This is a genomic window from Actinoplanes sp. CA-252034, assembly GCF_050956125.1.
In the GTDB taxonomy this organism is placed as follows: Bacteria; Actinomycetota; Actinomycetes; order Mycobacteriales; family Micromonosporaceae; genus Actinoplanes.
The window spans coordinates 3,750,409-3,764,207 of sequence record NZ_CP191846.1 but is presented as its reverse complement, the minus strand read 5'-3'; the positions used below and the strand labels follow the sequence as shown (position 1 = coordinate 3,764,207).

The window sequence follows — 13,799 nt, the reverse complement described above, 5'->3', positions numbered from 1 at the left end:
ATGATCTTATGGATCACCGTTTGTGGTGTCCGCTACCTTGGGCCGATGCCGCGAGCCGACGAGTCCCCCGATGCCGCACCCGCCTGGCTGCTGTGGCCGATCCGGGCGATCGCGGTCGTCGTGGTGCTGCCGTTCCGCCTGCTCGGCATGGCCCTGGAGGCGATCGGCCGGTTTCTGTACCGCTATCTGATCGTGCCGCTGGGCTGGTTCTTCCAGCACGTGATCGTCATCCCGGCGACCTGGCTCTGGCGCCACCTGATCGTCATCCCCGCGACCTGGGCCTGGCACTGGCTGATCGTCATCCCCGCGACCTGGGCCTGGCACTGGCTGATCGTCGTCCCCGCCACCTGGCTGTGGGTCAACGTGCTGCGTCCACCGCTCCATTGGCTCGGAAAAGCGCTGGTCACCGTGCTCGGCTGGTTCCTCGCCATCCCGGTGATCCTGGTCGGCGTGCCGCTGATGTGGCTCTGGGAGCACGCCCTCGTCCCCGGCGCCCACCTGCTGTACCGCTGGGTCCTGCGCCCGGTCGCCGCCTTCCTGTGGACGTGGATCCTGGTCCCGGTCGGCCGCGCGGTGGTCTGGTTCTTGCGCGCCGTCGTCTGGTTCCTGCGTCTCGGCTGGCAGGGCACGAGCTGGCTGTTCCGCCAGATCTACCGCTTCCTCCTTCGCCCGATCGGCATGGCCATCGCGGTGACGTGGCATTACACGATCGGCGCCGTCTGGCGCCACGTCCTCGCACCAACCGGCCGCTGGCTCCGCGACGAGATCATCCGCCCCACCGGCACCGCGATCCGGTCACTGCTCTCCTCCCTCGGATGACCCCCCATGCGGTACGGGCCACACCTCCCCGACCGCAACCCACCCGTCACGGCGCTACCCCGCGAGGTGGCTGCCCACTCCCGGCCGCAACGCGCCCGCCGGGCTGAGGCGACGGATCCGCTACCGTCGGACCGACGCCCCGGCTCCGGACATGAACCGCGGGATGGCGGATTCGCCCATCCGGGTGACGACATACGGCTCCGGATGCGAACCGGACGGCCGGTACCGTAGGTGACGACCCGACAGCAGGCTCACTCTGTGAATCTGCCGCCGCCTCAGGATCCGTGGGCCGGCCAGCCCGGCCAGTCTTCGACACCCCGCCCCGGTCACGGTCCGCACACTCCCCCCGGACCACCAGGCGCGCACCCCGGCACGCCTCCCGGCAACCGACCACCGACCGTCCCGGGCCGGACCGGCGACACCGTTCCGGGCTACAACCAGCCGGTCTACGGTGGCCCGGCCTACGGCCCGCCCGCTTTCGGTCCGCCCGCCGGCCCGCCCGGTTACGGTCCGCCCGCCGGCGCTCCGGGCTCGGCGGCGTTCGGTGTGCCGCCCACCAGCATGTTCTCGGCGCCGCCGGCAACGGTCTCGAAGTGGCGACCGTGGCACAAGAAGGTCCTGGGCGTCGTCGGCGTGCTGACCCTGGTCCTGTGCGGGGCGGCGCTCTTCGATCCGGACTCGGACACGGACAAGTCACCGGGACCGGCCGAGAGTCCCGCCGTGGCCGCGCTCCAGCAGGCCGCCACCGACACGCCGAAGACGGAAGCGACCACGACGGCGAAAGCCAAGCCGACCAGGACCGCGACCACGAAGCCCAGCCCTACCCGGAAAGCGACCAAATCCGCCAAACCGGTCTACTACGCCGACTGCGACGCCGCCCCGGGAGAGTTGACCCGCACCGATCCCGGATACCGCAAGGCCCTGGACCGCGACGGGGACGGTGTCGCCTGCGAATCGGGCGGTGACGACGACGAGCCGATCGAGGACGAGGAGCCCACCGGAGGCACCGATCCCCGGTACAGGACGTGCGCCGCGGCGAACGACGCGGGACTCGGCCCCTACCGCAGGGGCCTGGACCCCGAGTACTCCTGGTACCAGGACCGGGACGGCGACGGGGTGGTCTGCGAGCGCTGACCCGCGGGCGCAACGGCCAAAGACGGTGACTGGCGGCCTCGGCCCGGCGGTCGCGTTGCGGCCGTGACCGGGCAGCCCCCTCGCGGGGTAGCCGACGGTACGGCCCCGGTCGGCGTGGGCTGCCGGGACCGTACCGTGAAGGAGGTTTGCCGTGATGGGGCCCCTCCGAACGCATTCGGACAGCGAGTACGCGCATGAGCGCCGCTGATTTGCGGAATCATGACGTACGTGAGTGGGCGCACGTTCGGGATATTGTCGCCGTTCGTCGGAGGGGACTACTACGGGGCGATCATCGAGGGGATCAACGCGGCAGCCGTCGCGGGTGGTGACCGGGTGATGGCCCTGCAGACCCTGGATCCCGGCGCGCACAGCGCGGACCGCAGCGGCCTGCCGGAGTTCCATCGGCCGGTGGCGTGGCGGCACCTGTCCGGGCTGGCCGTGCTGCCGGGGGCGGTGGGCCCGGAGTATGCGGAGGCCGCGCGTCAGGCCGGGCTGCCGGTGGTGCTGGTGGCTGCGGAGAAGTCCGGGGAGGGCATGTCGGTGGTGGCCGCCGACAACCGCAGCGGTGTCCGCGATGCCGTCGCCCACCTGATCGAACACGGTCATGAGCGCATCGCGTTCGCCGGTTACATGGCTCATTTCGACCTGCGCGAGCGGCTGGCCGGGTATTGCGCCGGGCTGGCCGAGCACGATCTGAGCCCGATGGTGTTCGACAGCGGCGACAACCACGAGTCCGGTGGCGAGTCGGTGGCGGACGCGCTGATCCGGGCGGGCATGCCGGTGACGGCGATCGTGCTCGGCACGGACCGTAACGCGATCGGGCTGATCGGGCGGCTGCAGGCGGCCGGCTACGAGCTGCCGCGGGATCTGGCGGTCGTCGGTTTCGACGACATCGCCGACGCCGCCTACCTGCGCCCGGCGCTGTCGAGCGTCCGGCAGCCGTTGGACGCGATCGGCGTGGCCGTCTACGGCCTGATGTCGAAGCCGCCGCAGAAGTTGCAGGTGCCGACGGTGTTCGAGCCGCGGGAGTCGTGCGGCTGCGTCTCGGATGGCCTGCCGCTGTCCGAGGCGCAGACCCGGGAGTTGTTCGGGCAGGTCAGTTACCTGCAGGACACGCTGAACGTGCAGTACGAGCTGGGGATCGCGCTGCTAGGCGACCAGGCGTCCGATCCCGCCGGCCTGAACTGGCTGGACCAGACGCCGGCGCTGGCCGGCTGTCTCGGACTGTGGCATCCGGACCAGCCGGAGACGCTGGAGACGGTCGGGGCGTTCCAGTGCCCGGAGGCCGCCGGGAAAGTCCTCCCGGTGGATGAATTTCCGCCGGCCGAGCTGTTCGCCGCGGCCGACGGCCCGCGGGGGGACATCGTGTTCGCCGTGCCGGTGCGCAGCCGGACGCGGGACTGGGGAATGCTCGCCGCGGTCGGCCGGATCCAGTCGACGACCCCGCCGGGCCGGGAGATGATGAACCACTCGGGTTCGCTGCTGGCCAAGGCCCTGGACTACCGCGTGGTGGAGGAACGGCTGCGTACGGCCGCGATGCGCGACCATCTGACCGGCCTGCCGAACCGTCTGCTCCTGGAGGACCGGCTCGCCCACGCGGGGATGCGGGCGGCGCGCGAGCCCGGCTACCGGTTCGCCGTGCTGCTGATGGATCTCGACGGGTTCAAGGCGATCAACGACGGTCTGGGGCACGCGGCCGGCGACCAGCTGCTCATCCAGGTGGCGAGGCGGCTGACCGGGCTGTTGCGGCGCACCGATACGGTAGCCCGGCTGGGCGGGGACGAGTTCGTCGTGCTGATCGACGACGTCTCCGGGCCGGGCGGGGACAGTGCGGTCCGCGCTGGGATCGAGGCAGCGGTGACCGAGCCGTACACGATCGACGGGCACGTCGTCGAGGTGGGGCTGAGCATCGGGTCGGCGGTCTCCGGCGACGGGTCGTCCGACCCCGACCTGCTGCTGCGGGAGGCCGACGCCGCCATGTACCGGGCGAAGTCGGCCGGCCGCCGACGATGACGGATTCCGTGGAGAAACGCGACGTGACGACCGACCAGCCCGGCCAGTTGGCCCGCCGGAGCTACCCCGAGGCTTGGCACGACCAATGGACCGACCTGAACCACTTCCTGATGGTCTACAAGTTCGGACTGGCCGAGATCAACACGAAGATCACGATCCTGGCCGAGGAGCTCACCCACCGCGGTTCCGGCAACCCGATCGAGCACGTCAGCCCACGCCTCAAGTCACCGGCCAGCATCACCGCGAAGGCCAGCCGCCTGAACTGCCCGCTGCACTTCGACGACCTGCGCTCCCGGATAAGGGACATCGCCGGCATCCGGATCGTGTGCAGTTTCGTCTCCGACGTCTACACGGTCGCGAACATGCTGACCCGCCAGCCCGACGTCAACCTGGTCGTCACCAAGGACTACATCGCCAAGCCGAAACCCAACGGCTACCGCAGCCTGCACCTGATCGTCGAGATCCCGGTCTTCATGTCCGACCGGGTGGTCGCCGTGCCGGTCGAGGTGCAGCTGCGCACGGTGGCCATGGACTTCTGGGCCAGCCTCGAACACAAGATCTACTACAAGCACGACCCGGACGTCGTTCCACCGCGCCTGCGCGACGAGCTCACCGCCGCGGCCGAGGATGCCGCGCGTCTCGACGTCCGGATGGAACGGTTACACCGCGAGATTCACGGACCGAGACGCTGAGGTACGGTCCACACCTCCCGCCGAACCACCCCGCCCCGCCCGCGCCGCGCGACGTCCGTTCTTCTCCGGGCCGCGGCGCGACCGCCGGGCTGATGCGGTGGTCCGACGGTCGCAGCCCCTTGACGAACCGATCCGGACACCAGGATCTCCGCCGTGCAGCTGATCGAGAGCCCCTGGGGAGTGCCCGCACGGTCCGGGCCGTCCCGACCTGCGCGCCGCGGCCCGTCGCGACGCCGAGGCGGCGGGCGTGCGTCTGGGCCGGGTCCTGCACATCGAGGACGTGGACCCGGAACGCCGCGGCAACGAGCGCTACCGGGGTCACGGCTCCAGCGACGACACCTCTGCCGAGGACCTGGCGCCCGGCCAGGTGGTCGTCTCCGCCGCCGTGATCCTGGGCTTCGCGATAGCCGCCTCCTGACCACCTGCCGGGGGCCGTAGCTCGCGGTGGACCGGAAAATGCGTTGCCGGAGCGGGGCTCGGATGCTGGGGTGAGCGCGTGAATCATGAAGAGGTGCTGGCCCTGTTCGACCGGCAGATGCGACGCGACATGCGGTCCGAGGGCGACGGGTCCCGGATCGAGAGGGACGGGTCGGTGGTCCGGCACATCGGCGCCGACCCGAAAGCCTGGAACGCCGTCGTCTGGTCGGATCTGGACGAGACCACCGCGGACGCCGCGATCGCCGGTGAGGTGCGGCGCTTCGCCGAGATCGGCCATCCGTTCGAGTGGAAGCTCTACGGCTACGACAAACCCGCCGATCTGGGCGACCGGCTGACCGCGGCCGGCTTCGTCCCGGACGACGAGGAGACGTTGATGATCGCCGCGATCGGTGACCTCGATCTCGACGTGAGACTGCCCGACGGCGTGCGCATCGACCGGGTCACCGACGCGGCCGGCGTCGAGATGATGGCGAGCGTGAGCGAACTGGCGTTCGGCGAGGACGCCGACTGGCTGCGGCACCGCCTGCTGGATCAGTTGGCCAACGACCCGGAGAACGCCTACATGTTCGTGGCGATGGCCGGTGACGAGCCGGTGTCAGGCTGCCGGATGGACGTCAACCGAGGAACCGCCTTCGCCGGGCTGTGGGGCGGCGGCACGGTCAGCGCCTGGCGGGGCCGGGGCATCTACCGGGCGCTGGTCGCCGAGCGGGCCCGGATCGCCGCCGACCTCGGCTACGAATACCTGCAGGTGGACGCCTCCAGCCAGAGCCGCCCGATCCTGGAGCGCCTCGGCTTCGCCGTCCTGACGAACACGATCCCGTACAACAAGGCCTGACCGGTCCGCCCCGGCGGTCAGAGCCAGGTGGCGGTGTCGCCCGTGGTCAGGTGACCCGGGCGCTCGACGGTGGCGAAGACACCGAACGTCATGTCGTTCTGCTCGGCCAGGGACTTCAGCAGGTCGTTGCGCTCGGGGGCCCGCTCCTGAGCCATGTCGATCATCACGCAGCGGGTCAGCGGGCGGACCACGCGCAGCACCACACCGGGGCCGATTCGGAGACGGCGGCCCGACCAGTCGTCCTCGGGGAACCCGGTGCCGGGCAGGTCGAGCAGCAGGTTGGCGCGGAATCGCAGCGGGTCGACCGAGGCGCCGTTCGCCTCGGGACCGGCCATGGCGCTCACCGCGCGTAACGCCGCTGTGGTGATCAGGCTGACCGGGCCCTCGTCGTGATGCGGGACCCCGTCTTCCGCGGCAAGTGTCACCGGCCGGCCCAGGTGGTCGCTGATCGCCTGATGGCCGGCCGGATCGTCGGCGGCGAAACGGCGGCCGTCGGGCAGCTCCACCACCGGGGCGCCCGCGGTGCCGGTGTGGGCGCGCAGATCGAAGAGCCCGGGCATGCGGCGGAAACGGCGGGTGCTCTTGCCACTGCCGAACTTGCCGTCCGCGTCGCGGACCGCCCACAGACGGTCACCGGCCAGGCCGCGGGAGTCGACCGCGGTAGTCTCGGTCACCTCTCCGAGCAGGGATTTCACCGGGTAGCGACGTATCTCGACGAGTTGCACGCGCCGACAGTAGGGGATGCGGAAAACCGATTGTTAGGGTCGGCGGTGTGAGTGTGGTCATCGAGGTCGTGCGCTCGGTCACCGAGGACCTGGTGGAGTCGTTCGGCCGGTTGCTGCCGCAGCTGTCCCGGTCGGCGCCGGTTCTCGACGCGGCGGCGCTGCGGGAGCTGATCGAGTGGCCCGGCAACCGGGTGCTGGTGGCGCGTCTCGACGGCCGGATCGTCGGCACGTTGACGCTCGTCACCTTTCCGATCCCGACCGGGCTGCGGGCCTGGATCGAGGACGTGGTCGTCGACGAGGAGGCCCGTGGGCACGGGGTCGGTGCGGCGCTTACCGGGGAGGCGGTCCGGATCGCCCGGGAGGCCGGCGCACGAACCGTGGACCTCACCTCCAGGCCGACACGGGTGGCAGCCAACCGGCTCTACGAGCGGCTCGGTTTCGAGATCCGAGACTCGAAGGTGTTCCGGCTCGCACAGCACTGAACCGGTCCCACCACCCGCCCCGCACAGCACTGCACTGCACCACGACGGGACGTACCGCACCGGGGCCGCGAGTGGCGCCTTGAGGGGCGCATCAGCCCGGCGGTCGCGTTGCGGCCGGGCGCCGGGAGCACGCCGCGGGGTAGGTCCGGTTCGTGCTCGTGCGGTTGACTGGCGGTGGACCGTACCTCCGCATGGGTTTGATCTGTCGCCGGAGACAACGGGGTTTGTGGGATTCCTACAACTAACGCTGCGCGACATGCATGATCCGGCCCATGGCTCGACCGGTCAGTAGCCGGGAGGGTTGGGGTGCAGATTGCTGATGGTGTCAGGGAGGCTCGGCAAGTGTTCAGGCGTGTCGCGATCATCAACCGTGGAGAGGCCGCGATGCGGCTGATCCACGCCGTGCGGGATCTGTCCGCGGAGACCGGTGCCCGGATCGAGACGGTTGCGCTCTACACCGACGAGGACCGGACCTCGACTTTCGTGCGTGAAGCCGATCTGTCGTATCCGCTGGGCCCGGCGGCCGCGCGGCCCTACCTCAACCACGCGCTGCTGGAGCAGGCGATGCTGGCCGTGCAGGCGGACGCCGCCTGGGTGGGCTGGGGATTCGTGGCCGAGGACCCGGTCTTCGCCGAGTTGTGCGACCGGATCGGGGTCACCTTCGTCGGGCCGAGCGCGGAGGCGATGCGCCAGCTCGGTGACAAGATCGGCTCGAAGCTGATCGCCGAGCAGGTGGGTGTGCCGGTGGCGCCGTGGAGCCGCGGCGAGGTCGCCACCCTCGAGGATGCGTTGCGGGCCGGTGAGCAGATCGGGTACCCGTTGATGCTGAAAGCGACCGCCGGTGGTGGTGGGCGCGGCATCCGGCGGGTGGATTCTGCCGAGGATCTGACCGACGCTTACGAGCGCACCAGTCAGGAAGCGCTGCGCGCCTTCGGTTCGGGTGTGGTGTTCCTGGAGCGTCTGGTCACCGGGGCGCGGCACGTCGAGGTCCAGATGATCGCCGACGGGCAGGGCGGCGCCTGGGCGCTGGGTGTGCGTGACTGCTCGGTGCAGCGGCGCAACCAGAAGATCATCGAGGAGTCGTCGTCGGTCGTGATGGCCGCCGAGCAGGCCGCCGAACTGAAGGCCGCCGCCGTGCGCCTCGCTCTGGCCGTCGGCTACCGGGGCGCGGGCACCGTGGAGTTCCTGTACCACCCGGGTGAGAAGCTGTTCGCGTTCCTCGAGGTCAACACCCGACTGCAGGTCGAGCACCCGATCACCGAGATCACCACCGGCACCGACCTGGTCAAACTCCAGCTCCACGTCGCCGCCGGCGGCACCCTCGACGGTCCGCCGCCCCCCGAGCAGGGCCATGCGGTGGAGGCACGGCTCAACGCCGAGGACCCCGACCGCGACTTCGCCCCGTCGCCGGGCCGGATCACCCGGCTCGCCCTGCCCGCCGGGCCCGGCATCCGGGTGGACACCGGGGTCAGTGAGGGCGACAGCATCCCCGCGGCGTTCGACTCGATGATCGCCAAGATCATCGCTTACGGCCGGGACCGCGACGAAGCCCTCGGCCGGCTGCGCCGCGCCATGGCCGAGACCACCGTCATCATCGAGGGCGGCTCCACCAACAAGAGCTTCGTCCTCGACCTGCTCGGCCAGCCCGAGGTCGTCGACGGCAGCGCGGACACCGGCTGGATCGACCGCGTCCGGGCCGAGGGCCGCCTCGTCAGTCACCGGCACTCGGCGATCGCGCTGGCCGCGGCCGGGATCGAGGCCTATCTGGACGAGGAGGAGATCAGCCGGCAGCGGCTGCTCACCACCGCCCACGGCGGCCGTCCCCAGGTCCAGCACGACACCGGCCGCCCGCTCGATCTGAAACTGCGTGGCGTCGGCTACCGCGTACAGGTGTCGCGGCTCGGGCTGAAACGGTTCCGGGTCGCGATCTTCTCCGGCGCGTCGCACGGGCACGCCGACGTGATCAGCGAACGCTTCGACGAGCACAGCGGCCAGATGTGGGTCAACGGCCACCGGTTCCGGCTCACCACCGCCACCCACGGCCCGATCCACACCATCGAAGTCGACGGCGTCACCCACCGCGTCAGCCGCGACGAGGGCGGCGTCGTCCGCTCCCCCGCCCCCGCCCTGGTCGTGGCCACACCGCTGGCCGTCGGCGACGAGGTCGAAGCCGGCGCACCCATCCTCGTGCTGGAGAGCATGAAGATGGAGAACGTCCTCCGCGCACCCTTCCGCGCCCGCGTCCGCGAATGCCCCGTCGCCGTAGGCAGCCAGGTCGAGACCGGCGCACCGCTGATGCGCCTGGAGCCGCTCGCCGCCTCGGACTCCGAAGAGGTCGCCGCCCCCACCGCCGCGGTCGAGATCGATCTCCCGACCGGAGCCCCGGCCGATCACGGGCTGGACGATCTGCGGGCCCTGCTGCTCGGCTACGACGTCGAGGCGGTGCTGCCCGCCGCCCACGGACACCGGCCCGGCGCCGAAGAGATCGACCTGCTCACCATCAGCGCTGACCTGCTGGAACTCAGCCGCAACAAGCCCGGTGACGGCTGGAAGGTCGAGCCCGGCAACGCCGTGCACAGCCCCCGGGAGAACTTCCACACCTATCTGCAGAGCCTCGACGTGGAGCGGGCCGGAGTCACGGCGGCGTTCCAGGACCGGCTCACCCGGGTGCTCGCGCACTACGGCGTGACCGGTCTTGATCGGACCCCGGAGCTGGAGGACGCGGTCTTCCGGATCTTCCTGGCCCTGCAGAAGTCGGCCGCGAACATCAACATCGTCTCGGCTCTGCTGCGGCAGTGGATCGCCGGGTCGCCCCCGCAGGAGCCGCTGGCCGAGCGGGCCGGCATCGCGCTCGAACACCTCATCGAGGCGACACAGGTCCGGTTCCCGTCGGTCTCCGACCTCGCTCGGGGCATCGTCTTCCGGTGGTACGCGCAGCCCCTGCTGCGGCGGACCCGCGCCGAGGTCTACGCGGCCGTTCGGGCCGACCTGCGCCATCTCGACCATCACCCGGACTCGCCGGACCGCGCCGAGCGGATCCAGCGGATGGTGGCGTGCTCGGAGCCGCTGGTCCGGCTCGTGGGCCAGCGGATCGGGCGCCCCGGGCGCGATCACATGCCGCTGCTCGAAGTGCTGACCCGGCGCTACTACGAGAACCGCGACCTGTCCGACTTCGCGATCGACGGCCGTTTCATGACGACAACGCACACCGGCGCCTCCCGCGTCACCCGCGTCTCGGCCGCCGCCGTCGACATCGCGGAGCTGCCGGAGACACTGGCATCGGTGTCGTCGGACGTCGCCGACCTCTATGTCGCCTGGGACGGGCAGCCCGGCGCCGACGAGATGGCGGCCGAGCTCGGCAGGCTCTTCGACCGGCTGCAGCTTCCCGGCACCCGGCGGATCACCGTCACCGTGGCCGGGACCAGCGGCGCGGTCATGCACCACCACTTCACCTTCCGCGCCGACGAGCGGGGCGACTTCACCGAGGACCGGCTCATCCGCGGCCTGCACCCGCAGATCGCGCTGCGACTCCAACTGGAGCGGCAGCGCGAGTTCGACCTCACCCGCCTGCCCTCCACCGACGAGGAGATGTACCTCTTCCGGGCGGTCGCCAAGAGCAACCCGTCCGACGAGCGGCTGATCGCGATGTACCAGGTCCGCGACCTGACCGCCCTGCGCGAGACCGACGGCCGGCTCGTCGCCCTGCCCGCTCTGGAGGAGGGCATCACCCTCACCCTCGACGCGATCCGCAACATCCAGGCGCAGCGCCCGCAGAACAAGAGATTCGACACCAACCGGATCATGATGTACGTGTGGCCGGTCACCGAACTGTCCATCGACGAGCTCAACGCCCTGGTCCAGCGCATCCTGCCCACCGCGTCCGGCGCCGGTCTCGAAGAGGTCCAGTTCATCGCCCGGCAGCGCCGCTCCAGCGGGGAGCTCACCGAGGTCGCGGTGACGATCACCCTGGAGCCGGGCAACGGCGCGCACCTGCACGTGGGCGAGCCGTCGACCGATCCGGTGCAGCCACTGGACGACTACCGGCAGAAGGTGCTGCGCGCGGCCCGCCGCGGGACGGTCTACCCGTACGAGCTGACCAGCCTGCTGGGTAGCTTCACCGAGTACGATCTGGCGCCGTCCGGGGTGCTCGAACCGGTCGACCGCCCCAAGGGCAAGAACTCGGCGGCGATCGTGGCGGGTGTCGTCACCACGCCGACCGACCGGTATCCCGAAGGCATCACCCGCGTGGTGCTGCTCGGCGACCCGACCAAGTCGCTGGGCGCTCTCTCCGAGCCGGAGTGCGCACGGGTGATCGCCGCCCTCGACCTGGCGGCCTCTCTCCGCGTCCCGCTGGAGTGGTTCGCGCTGTCGGCCGGCGCCCGGATCTCGATGACCTCCGGCACCGAGAACATGGACTGGGTCGCCGCAGCCCTGAAGCGCATCGTCACGTTCACCCAGGACGGCGGCGAGATCAACATCGTCGTCGCCGGCATCAACGTCGGTGCGCAGCCCTACTGGAACGCCGAAGCCACCATGCTCATGCACACCAAGGGCATCCTGGTCATGACCCCGGACTCGGCGATGGTCCTCACCGGCAAGCAGTCGCTGGACTTCTCCGGCGGCGTCTCGGCCGAGGACAACTTCGGCATCGGCGGCTACGACCGGGTCATGGGGCCCAACGGCCAGGCACAGTACTGGGCGCCGTCGCTCCCCGCCGCCCGTGACGTGCTGATGTCCCACTACGACCACACCTACGTCGCCCCCGGGGAGACCGGGCCGCGGCCGGCGTCGACCACCGACCCGGCCGACCGGGACGTCTCCGACTACCCGCACACCGTCGAGGGCAGTGACTTCGCCACGGTCGGGCAGATCTTCTCCACCAGCCACAACCCCGACCGCAAGAAGGCCTTCGACATCCGCACCGTCATGCGCGCGGTGTCCGACCAGGACCACCCCGTGCTGGAACGCTGGGCGGGCATGGCCGACGCCGACACCGCCGTCGTCCAGGACGCCCACATCGGTGGCCGGCCCGTCTGCCTGCTCGGCATCGAGTCCCGGTCGGTGCCCCGCCGCGGGTTCCCGCCCACCGACGGCCCCGACACCTACACCGCGGGCACGTTGTTCCCCCGGTCGTCGAAGAAGGCTGCCCGGGCGATCAACGCCGCCTCCGGCAACCGCCCCCTGGTCGTGCTGGCCAACCTGTCCGGCTTCGACGGCTCCCCCGAGTCGATGCGGAACCTGCAGTTGGAGTACGGCGCCGAGATCGGCCGGGCCATCGTCAACTTCGACGGCCCGATCGTGTTCACCGTGATCTCGCGCTACCACGGCGGTGCCTTCGTCGTGTTCTCCAAGGCCCTCAACCCCAACATGACCGTCCTGGCCCTGGAAGGGTCGTTCGCCTCCGTACTCGGCGGCGCCCCCGCAGCAGCCGTCGTCTTCTCCGGCGAAGTCAACAACCGCACCGCCAACGACCCTCGGGTCACCGAACTGCAGGCCCAGGCCGCGTCAGCCGCCGAACGGGCCGCCCTCAACGCCCGTCTCGCCGAGGTGCAGAGCTCGGTCCGAGCCGAGAAGCTGGGCGAGGTGGCCGCGGAGTTCGACCGCGTCCACAGCATCCAGCGCGCGGTCGAGGTCGGCTCGGTCGACGCCATCGTCAGCACCGCCGAACTGCGTCCCCGCATCATCGAGGCCATCGAACACGGTCTCAAGCGCTGACCCCCTGCCTGTCTGAACGCGGCGGTCCTTTCCGGGCCGCCGCGTTCCTTTTCCGATACGCCCCGGCCGCGCATCTGTTTCGATACACCCCCGCCGCGTTCCTTCTCGGGTACGCCCCCAGCCGCGCTCCTTCTCGGTACGCCCCGGCCCCGTTTCTTTTCCGGTACGCCCCGGCCGCGGCCACCCCTCGCTGCCGCGCCCACGTCGCTGCGGCTTGCTGGTCGCCTCGCCTGGCCGGAGGCTGCTCGCTCGTTGGTTTCGGCTCAGTTCTGCAGGTAGCGAATGACCGCGAGAACCCGCCGGTGGTCCGCATCGGACGGCGGTAGGTCGAACTTGCCGAAAATGTTGCTCACATGCTTTTCCACGGCCCGTTCGGTGACCCGGATCGACGTCGCTATCGCGGTGTTGGACCGCCCCTGCGCCATGAGGGCGAGCACCTCTCGTTCCCGTGGTGTGAACTCGGCCAGCAACTCACGATGCCGGCTCCGGCCGAACATCTGCGTCACCACCTGCGGGTCGAGCGCCGTGCCGCCCGCCGCAACACGATGCAGAGCATCAACGAAGTCATCCAACTGAACAACCCGCTCCTTCAGCAGGTAGCCGACACCCTCCGATCCACCCGCGAGCAGTTCGGCGACGAAGGCGGTCTCCACATACTGCGAGAAGATCAACACGCCGACCCCCGGGCATTCCCGCCGCAGCCGAATCGCCGCCCGCAACCCCTCATCGGTATGACTGGGTGGCAGCCGGATGTCCACGATCGCCACATCCGGCGCCCGCACGGCAACCGCCTCGAACAACGACGGCACATCAACGACGGCGGCCAACACCTCGTGCCCTCGCATGGCTAACAGCTGGGCAAGACCTTCCCGCAGGATCGCGGAGTCCTCAGCGATGACGACGCGCATGTCTCTGTTACGGCCCTTCCCCCGACTGCGACCTCTCG

10 protein-coding genes are annotated in these 13,799 nt (G+C 70.4%); 8 read left to right on the top strand and 2 right to left on the bottom strand.

The window, feature by feature from the left end:
- Window positions 1–45: 45 nt before the first annotated feature.
- From ACQPZW_RS16920 to ACQPZW_RS16895, 6 genes are all read left to right on the top strand, one after another.
- Complete coding sequence (locus ACQPZW_RS16920; protein ID WP_433795836.1) at window positions 46–819, top strand: hypothetical protein; 774 nt, start codon at window positions 46–48, stop codon at window positions 817–819.
- A gap of 258 nt (window positions 820–1,077) precedes the next feature.
- Window positions 1,078–1,953 (top strand): excalibur calcium-binding domain-containing protein, encoded by an 876-nt coding sequence (locus ACQPZW_RS16915; protein WP_433795835.1) that lies wholly within the window; start codon window positions 1,078–1,080, stop codon window positions 1,951–1,953.
- 228 nt (window positions 1,954–2,181) lie between these two features.
- Window positions 2,182–3,966 (top strand): diguanylate cyclase domain-containing protein, encoded by a 1,785-nt coding sequence (locus ACQPZW_RS16910; RefSeq protein WP_433795834.1) that lies wholly within the window; start codon window positions 2,182–2,184, stop codon window positions 3,964–3,966.
- An 8-nt stretch (window positions 3,967–3,974) separates the two neighbouring features.
- A complete protein-coding gene (locus tag ACQPZW_RS16905; protein ID WP_433795833.1) occupies window positions 3,975–4,658 on the top strand; it encodes a GTP pyrophosphokinase in 684 nt (227 codons plus the stop codon).
- Between the two features lie 247 nt (window positions 4,659–4,905).
- Entirely contained in the window at window positions 4,906–5,076 is a 171-nt protein-coding gene (locus tag ACQPZW_RS16900) for a hypothetical protein (RefSeq protein ID WP_433795832.1), read from the top strand.
- 78 nt (window positions 5,077–5,154) lie between these two features.
- The gene (locus ACQPZW_RS16895; protein WP_433795831.1) at window positions 5,155–5,931 is read left to right on the top strand and encodes a GNAT family N-acetyltransferase; all 777 of its coding nucleotides are present in this window, start codon (window positions 5,155–5,157) and stop codon (window positions 5,929–5,931) included.
- Between the two features lie 17 nt (window positions 5,932–5,948).
- On the opposite strand, the gene ACQPZW_RS16890 is transcribed toward ACQPZW_RS16895, so the two are convergent.
- Window positions 5,949–6,656 (bottom strand): MOSC domain-containing protein, encoded by a 708-nt coding sequence (locus ACQPZW_RS16890; protein WP_433795830.1) that lies wholly within the window; start codon window positions 6,654–6,656, stop codon window positions 5,949–5,951.
- Between the two features lie 47 nt (window positions 6,657–6,703).
- Between ACQPZW_RS16890 and ACQPZW_RS16885 the strand changes: the two genes are divergently transcribed.
- Both ACQPZW_RS16885 and ACQPZW_RS16880 read left to right on the top strand, forming a co-directional pair.
- The gene (locus ACQPZW_RS16885; protein WP_433795829.1) at window positions 6,704–7,138 is read left to right on the top strand and encodes a GNAT family N-acetyltransferase; all 435 of its coding nucleotides are present in this window, start codon (window positions 6,704–6,706) and stop codon (window positions 7,136–7,138) included.
- Window positions 7,139–7,480: 342 nt separating this feature from the next.
- Window positions 7,481–12,853, top strand: coding sequence for a carboxyl transferase domain-containing protein (locus tag ACQPZW_RS16880; RefSeq protein ID WP_433795828.1), 5,373 nt, complete (start codon window positions 7,481–7,483; stop codon window positions 12,851–12,853).
- 263 nt (window positions 12,854–13,116) lie between these two features.
- Here the strand turns inward: ACQPZW_RS16880 and ACQPZW_RS16875 are convergent, their stop codons facing one another.
- Entirely contained in the window at window positions 13,117–13,761 is a 645-nt protein-coding gene (locus ACQPZW_RS16875; RefSeq protein ID WP_433795827.1) for a response regulator transcription factor, read from the bottom strand.
- Between the last annotated feature and the right edge of the window lie 38 nt (window positions 13,762–13,799).

What these genes read in the sequence shown, in the direction of transcription:
- ACQPZW_RS16920 (WP_433795836.1), top strand. Translation starts at nt 46, where the DNA reads ATGCCGCGAGCCGACGAGTCCCCCGATGCCGCACCCGCCTGGCTGCTG.
- ACQPZW_RS16875 (WP_433795827.1), bottom strand. Translation starts at nt 13,761, where the DNA reads ATGCGCGTCGTCATCGCTGAGGACTCCGCGATCCTGCGGGAAGGTCTT.